Origin of the sequence: Limnohabitans sp. (assembly GCF_030158565.1) — a bacterium.
GTDB lineage: Bacteria > Pseudomonadota > Gammaproteobacteria > Burkholderiales > Burkholderiaceae_C > Limnohabitans_A.
Window position 1 is genome coordinate 1 of record NZ_JAOASQ010000062.1, and the last position, 6,258, is coordinate 6,258.

Annotated in this window: 7 protein-coding genes and 1 tRNA gene; 5 read left to right on the plus strand and 3 right to left on the minus strand. The window is 56.8% G+C overall.

Annotation, left to right across the window (positions count from 1 at the left end; translation table 11 throughout):
- Together Q1W40_RS12995 and galU are read left to right on the plus strand one after the other, a co-directional pair.
- The coding region (locus Q1W40_RS12995; RefSeq protein WP_300712760.1) for a class I tRNA ligase family protein at positions 1 to 1,326 on the plus strand (1,326 nt) is incomplete at its 5' end.
- A gap of 29 nt (positions 1,327 to 1,355) precedes the next feature.
- Positions 1,356 to 2,234 carry a UTP--glucose-1-phosphate uridylyltransferase GalU gene (gene galU, locus Q1W40_RS13000; protein ID WP_300712762.1) on the plus strand — a complete coding sequence of 293 codons (879 nt, stop codon included), beginning with the start codon at positions 1,356 to 1,358 and terminating at the stop codon, positions 2,232 to 2,234.
- Between the two features lie 6 nt (positions 2,235 to 2,240).
- On the opposite strand, the gene Q1W40_RS13005 is transcribed toward galU, so the two are convergent.
- The 3 genes from Q1W40_RS13005 to cysM are packed head-to-tail and all read right to left on the minus strand — an operon-like array spanning position 2,241 to position 3,942.
- Positions 2,241 to 2,468 (minus strand): sulfurtransferase TusA family protein, encoded by a 228-nt coding sequence (locus Q1W40_RS13005; protein WP_300712764.1) that lies wholly within the window; start codon positions 2,466 to 2,468, stop codon positions 2,241 to 2,243.
- Positions 2,468 to 3,025 (minus strand): NUDIX domain-containing protein, encoded by a 558-nt coding sequence (locus Q1W40_RS13010; protein WP_300712766.1) that lies wholly within the window; start codon positions 3,023 to 3,025, stop codon positions 2,468 to 2,470. Before Q1W40_RS13010 ends, Q1W40_RS13005 begins: the two co-directional genes overlap by 1 nt.
- Positions 3,026 to 3,039: 14 nt before the next feature.
- A complete protein-coding gene (gene cysM / locus Q1W40_RS13015; protein ID WP_300712768.1) occupies positions 3,040 to 3,942 on the minus strand; it encodes a cysteine synthase CysM in 903 nt (300 codons plus the stop codon).
- 136 nt (positions 3,943 to 4,078) lie between these two features.
- Between cysM and Q1W40_RS13020 the strand changes: the two genes are divergently transcribed.
- The 3 genes from Q1W40_RS13020 to Q1W40_RS13030 all read left to right on the plus strand — a co-directional run bounded on the left by Q1W40_RS13020 (position 4,079) and on the right by Q1W40_RS13030 (position 5,825).
- Positions 4,079 to 4,618, plus strand: a complete 540-nt coding sequence (locus Q1W40_RS13020; RefSeq protein ID WP_300712770.1) for an outer membrane beta-barrel protein — start codon at positions 4,079 to 4,081, stop codon at positions 4,616 to 4,618.
- A 66-nt stretch (positions 4,619 to 4,684) separates the two neighbouring features.
- A tRNA-Leu gene (locus tag Q1W40_RS13025) sits at positions 4,685 to 4,769 on the plus strand.
- A gap of 510 nt (positions 4,770 to 5,279) precedes the next feature.
- A complete protein-coding gene (locus Q1W40_RS13030) occupies positions 5,280 to 5,825 on the plus strand; it encodes a hypothetical protein (RefSeq protein WP_283225552.1) in 546 nt (181 codons plus the stop codon).
- The last annotated feature ends 433 nt before the right edge of the window (positions 5,826 to 6,258 follow it).

Consider the following 6,258-nt stretch of genomic DNA (forward strand, 5'->3'; position numbering starts at 1 on the left):
CACTTCACCGGCAAAGTGCCCTTCAAACACGTCTACATCCACGGCCTGGTGCTCGACGCGCAAGGCAAGAAAATGAGCAAGTCCGAAGGCAACGTGCTCGACCCGGTCGACCTGATCGACGGCATCACCCTCGAACCCCTGCTCGACAAACGCACCCAAGGCCTGCGCAAGCCCGAGACCGCCCCCAAGGTGCGCAAGCAAACCGAAAAAGAATTCCCCGAGGGCATCCCCGCCTACGGGGCTGACGCTCTGCGCTTCACCTTCGCGGCACTGGCCAGCCTGGGCCGCAGCATCAACTTTGACTGCAAGCGCTGCGAGGGCTACCGCAACTTCTGCAACAAGCTGTGGAACGCCACCCGCTTTGTGCTGATGAACTGCGAAGGCCAGGACTGCGGCCTGAAAGAACACACCAAAGCCGAATGCGCGGCACCCGGCGTCGATGCCAACGGCCAAGCCACGGCCGCAGGACCGGTGCACGGCTACCTGTCCTTCAGCCAGGCCGACCGCTGGATCAGTTCGCACCTGCAACGCGTCGAGGCCGATGTGGCCAAAGGCTTTGCCGAATACCGCCTCGACAACGTGGCCAACACGATTTACGACTTCGTCTGGAACGAGTTCTGCGACTGGTACCTCGAAATTACCAAAGTGCAGATCAACACCGGCGACGACGCGCAAAAACGCGCCACACGCCGCACCCTGATCCGCACACTCGAAACCATCATGCGCTTGGCGCACCCAATCATCCCCTTCATCACCGAAGAACTCTGGCAAAAAGTGTCGGTGGTCGCAGGCCGTCCGGGCGAGTCGGTCAGCATCGCGGCCTACCCCGTGAGCCAGCCCGAGCGCATCGACGAAGCGGCTGAAGCCCATGTGGCCAAGCTCAAAACCCTGGTGGACGCCTGCCGCAACCTGCGCGGCGAGATGAACGTCTCGCCTGCCACGCGCATGCCCATGTATGTGTTGGGCGACACCGCCTTCATGCAAAGCGTGGCGCCGGTGTTGCAATCACTGGCCAAGCTCAGTGAAGTCAAAGTTTTTGAAACCGAAGCCGAGTGGGCGGCCGCTGCACAAGCTGCGCCCGTGGCCGTGGTGGGTGAAGCACGCCTGTGCCTGTTCATGGAAGTGGACGTGGCGGCCGAAAAGATCCGCTTGACCAAGGAAGCCACGCGTCTGGAAGGCGAGATCACCAAGGCCAACGGCAAGCTGGGCAATGAAGCTTTTGTGGCCAAGGCACCGCCAGCGGTCATCGAGCAAGAGAAAAAACGGGTGGCCGACTTCACTGCCACCGTTGAAAAAATCCGTCAGCAATTGCAGCGTCTGGGCTGAACCGCCCCGTCAAGTCAGAGGAAAAGACCATGAGCCACAACGTCATCCGCAAAGCCGTCTTCCCCGTCGCGGGCCTGGGCACCCGCTTTTTGCCCGCCACCAAAGCCGCGCCCAAAGAGATGCTGCCCGTGGTGGACAAGCCGCTGATCCAGTACGCGGTGGAAGAGGCTTATGCGGCGGGCGTGCGCCACATGATTTTTGTGACGGGCCGCAGCAAGCGCGCCATTGAAGACCATTTCGACACGGCCTATGAGCTCGAGACAGAACTCGAAGCCGCTCACAAGGAAGAGTTGCTGGCCTTGGTGCGCTCGGTACAACCGGACGACATGGTCTGTGCCTATGTGCGCCAAAACCGCATGCTGGGCCTGGGCCACGCGGTGCTGTGCGCCGAGCCGTTGGTGGGCAATGAGCCTTTTGCCGTGCTGCTGGCCGATGACCTGATGGTCAACCAAGGCAGTTCCGTTTTGTCGCAAATGGTGGACGCTTACACCAAGCAAGGCCGGTCCGTCTTGGCCGTGCAGGAAGTGCCACTCGACCAAGTCAAGCGCTACGGCATCGTGGCTGGTGAGTCGGCTGGCCGTCAATTGATCCGCGTCGAGCAAATCGTGGAAAAACCCAGCCCCGACAAAGCACCCTCGCGCATGGGCGTGGCGGGCCGCTACATCCTGACGCCAGGCATTTTTGACGAGATCCGCAACCAGCCCACAGGCGTGGGCGGTGAGATCCAGCTGACCGACGCGATCGCACGCCTGATGCAACGCGAAGCCGTTTACGCCTTCCAGTACGAAGGCAAGCGTTACGACTGCGGCAGCAAGGAAGGCTTTCTTGAAGCCACGGTGGAGCTGGCCTTGCAACACCCGCAAGTGGGCGCGTCCTTTCGCGAATACCTCAAAGGCCTGAGCCTTTGAAAAGACTCAGCGGCGTTTGAGCCCAAACACAAACGCCGACTCGGTCTTCTCCTGCAGAACCAACTCGTTGCCGGTCTGTCTGGCAAAGGCTTCAAAGTCGCGCCATGAACCTGGATCGGTCGCGATGACCTTGAGCACCTGACCCGTTGTCATCTCGTTCAAGGCCTTCTTGGCCTTCAAAATGGGCAAGGGGCAGTTCAGGCCGCTGGTGTCTATTTCTTTGTCAATCTGCATCATGCGTCCTGATTTTGTTCTTGGCTTTGCGCGGCACGCTCTTCCCATGTCATGAACTTGGGCTCGATACCGATGGTGCGCAGCCAGTCGCCCAAAGCGTAGCCGGTGCCTGCGGGCCAGCAGATCAGATCCTTGAAATCAAACATCTTGTGCTCGGCCAACTCGGGCGACAAACGCACCTCGCCTTCGGCTACGGCATGGTAGGCAATGATCACCTGGTTCATGCGCTGAAAGTCGTACACACCGATCAACTTCAGGGCAGAGACCTCCAGGTTGGTTTCTTCGGCAATCTCGCGTGTGATGCCTTCTTCGGGCGTTTCGCCCGCTTCCATGAAACCGGTGATCAAGGCAAAGCGCCGACCGGGCCAGGCCGCGTTGCGGGCCAGCAAGATCTGATCGCCCACCTGCACAATGCCAGCCAGCACGGGCGTGGGGTTGTTCCAGTGCGTGAAGTCGCAGGCGGTGCAACGCAGGCGCATGACCTCGCCGCCGTCTTCCATTTGGGTCAGCCAAGACAGGGGGGTTGCACACTGAGGGCAAAAACGAAATTCAGCCATGGTTCATCCTGGGTTCAGGCGGGAAAAACGCCTGTAGACAAGTAGCGATCACCGCGATCGCACACGATGAACACAATGGTGGCGTTTTGTACGGTTTTCGCAATCTCCTGGGCGACCCAGCAAGCGCCTGCGGCCGAGATGCCCGCAAAGATGCCTTCGGTACGGGCCATTTGTCGGCAGGTTTCTTCGGCATCGCTCTGGCTGACATAGACCAGCTCGTCCACGCCCGCCGGATCGTAAATTTTGGGCAGGTATTCTTGCGGCCACTTGCGGATGCCCGGAATGCGCGAGCCCTCGCTGGGCTGCGCACCAATGATGCGGATGGCCGGGTTCTTTTCTTTCAAATAGCGAGACACGCCGGTGATGGTGCCGGTGGTGCCCATGGCGCTCACGAAATGGGTGATCTTGCCGCCAGTCTGCTCCCAGATTTCGGGGCCGGTGGTTTCGTAATGGATGCGCGGGTTGTCGGGGTTGGCAAACTGGTCCAGGATGCGGCCCTTGCCTTGCGCGGCCATGTTGTCGGCCAAATCACGGGCGTATTCCATGCCACCGCTCTTGGGCGTGAGGATCAACTCGGCACCAAAGGCCTTCATGGTCTGGGCGCGTTCGATCGACAGGTCCTCGGGCATGATCAAAATCATGCGGTAGCCCCTGATGGCCGCAGCCATGGCCAGCGCGATGCCGGTGTTGCCCGACGTGGCCTCGATCAAGGTGTCGCCAGGCTTGATCTCGCCGCGTTCTTCGGCCCGGCGGATCATCGAGACTGCGGGACGGTCCTTGACGGAGCCGGCCGGGTTGTTGCCCTCGAGCTTGCCCAAAATCACATTGCCCTTGGGGCCCATGTCACCCGCTCCCAAACGTTGCAATGCAACCAGGGGGGTCTTGCCGATGGCGTCTTCAATGGTGGGATAAATCATGGCCGTACTTTGCCATAAGTCGAGTGCCCCTTGTGCGGCAACACACTGAAGCCCTGACAAAGCTTTCATATCGTCAAAACACTGGTTGCCTGCAAGAGGTCACCAGCCTGAAATGCGTTCAAAGAAAGGTGTTTATATGAAAATCAAACAAGCATGTCTGGCCGCCCTGGTCTTGTCTGCAGCTGCGGCCCAGGCGCAGTGGTACGGCGAAATCGGTGTCACCCCGTTGTCCGTCAAAGGCACCGTGGAAGGCAACACCCTCAAAGCCCATCCGACCATGATTGGCATCGTGGCGGGCTATGAGTTCCACCCCAATCTGGCGGTCGAAGGCATGGTGGGCACCAATGCGGATTCCGACCCCATCAGCCTGAACGGCAGCGAAGTGCCAGGCACCAGCCTGAAAGTCAACTATGCCTATGGCCTTTTCATCAAGCCCAAAGTCATGCTGACCCCTGAATGGGAGCTGTTTGGCCGTCTGGGGGTGGTTCAGAACAAGACCACCGGTCAGGTCGGCAATTTGTCCATCACGGACACCGACCACGACGCGGCCTATGGCGTGGGCATGAGCTACCACTTTGACAAAAGCACCTATGGCTCGCTGAGCTATACCAACTTCTATGACAAGCAAGGCACCAAGACCCAGGGCGCCACGCTGAGTGTGGGCATGAAGTTCTGATTTTTTGAGGATGGCAGGGCCAAGCCCCTCAAAAATGTGCCATAATCTGCGTCTTCACAAATACCCGCCCGGGTGGTGAAATTGGTAGACTCAGGGGACTCAAAATCCCCCGCCGCAAGGCGTGCCGGTTCGAGTCCGGCCCCGGGCACCATCTTTGGAAACCCAGCAACCATGCGGGTTCCAAGCGAATCAAGGCCAACCTTCACAGGTTGGCCTTTTTTCTTGTCTGAAGCACTTACAGACTGTTTACAGACGGCTGTTCAGAATTTGACATGGTTATGATCAGATAGCCAAGGTCTGTCGACAATATTTCTTGTTGTACATGAAGTCGGCAAGAGCACGGCCGCAACTTATGGCCGGGTAGGATTACAAACCTGACAGCGCAACTCCTTCGAAAAAGCGAAGCTATGCGATCCAGAGGACAGATATCTCGCTGATGGGTGGGCACTATTCACTCGGCTGGAGTCAAAGGCGCAATCAATGACCTGAGCTGCGGCGATCGTTTGATATTTGCTTCAGATGATTAAAGTCCACAGTCCAAGTGGTTGCCCAGCCGAGCAACGGCACTCCGTCAAGCCAAAGAATTGGCTGTACATGCGCCATAAAAGAGATTGGGCGGCGGATTCTTAGACCATGCACTCTGTACAAGGATCGGTAACTCATGAGCAAACATCTTCTTCTGGTTCCATCTGACCTATTTCCAATCGCAGGCGACGAGGCCATTGAGCGTGTGCTGTCAATTCTAAAGCCCACACAATTCGACAACCCGTTCACAGAACCAGAGTACGCACCTAAGTTTGAAAAAATGTGCCTAAGAATACATGAGCTAAACACAAGATCGGTCAGCAAAGCTTTGATCTGGCTTATTGAATGTGGGGAACTCACAGCCAACAGCAAGACATCTTTTATCCCGATTACATCGGGTCCGATCAATCCTAAAGAAATTGTTCTCAGTGAACGGGCTTTCGATGAATTCTGCGAAACGATGACGGTAAAACTTCAGGTCTTACAGCCTCAGAAGACAACAAGAGGTTCACTCAAGAAAACAACGAAGCAACAAGATAAAGAAATCACCGCACGGCATCGAAAAGGAGAAAGCCAAAACTCTCTTTCTAAAACCTATGGCGTTTCTCGACCGACCATTCAAAAAATCATCGAAAAAAATTCAAAAAATGCAAACCCTCTAGACGGGTTAGGTAAGAGATAAGTCCAATAAGCCCCAAGAAATCAGACTTGCAACCATTGCAGGGGGTTGCAACCCATGGCTCTTTGTTGCCGCTTGAATTAAGGCATCTTCAAGCTAGAGAACTGCAACGTTGATTGCAACCATTTAAGAAGACGACATTTCATTCCCCGATCTATCTATGAAAGGAAAACGGGTATGAAAGTCAATTACGAAAAACTACGTCCTCTGACGCAAGAGCTGCGGAGCGCTTTGTGTACCAACGAAGCTGCGGCACATCTCAATCGTGCGCCGCAAACGCTGCGGCAGTGGGCCATGCGTGAAAGTGGGCCCATCCGAGCGCTTCGCGTCAATGGGCGGCTGGCTTGGTCTGTCGCAGACATCAAACGTGTAATGGGGGTGGGTAATCATCCCCTAGAACCAAAGGACTGAGAAGTAGAATTTTTTCCAACGGAAG